This is a genomic window from Alcanivorax sp. HI0083 (genome assembly GCF_001635175.1).
The window spans coordinates 1-334 of sequence record NZ_LWFX01000840.1; the positions used below are offsets into that span (position 1 = coordinate 1).

Consider the following 334-nt stretch of genomic DNA (forward strand, 5'->3'; position numbering starts at 1 on the left):
CTTCAGATTTGCTTGAAACCTTGCCCCGTGTTGATGCCGTTAAACCGGTTGCGGTTAATGGATTGTCGCTGGATGTTTTCTCTGCGCAGTCTCTCGGCAACGAACCGCACCCGGACCAGCTCGCCTATGTGATCTATACCTCCGGTTCCACCGGCAAACCCAAAGGCGTGTCCCTGACCCATGCCGGTCTCTCCATGCATGTGCAGACCATTGGTGAACGCTATGGCATGACCCCGGATGATGTGGAGCTGCAGTTCGCCTCCATCAGTTTCGATGGAGCGGTAGAGCGCTGGACGGTGCCGTTGGCCTTTGGTTCGCGGGTGGTGATTCGTGA

1 protein-coding gene is annotated in these 334 nt (G+C 56.9%); it reads left to right on the forward strand.

Going from position 1 to position 334, the window contains the following annotated elements:
• Positions 1-334, forward strand: a 334-nt coding sequence (locus A3754_RS08060; protein WP_197468568.1) for an AMP-binding protein, incomplete at both ends; no start/stop codon positions are given.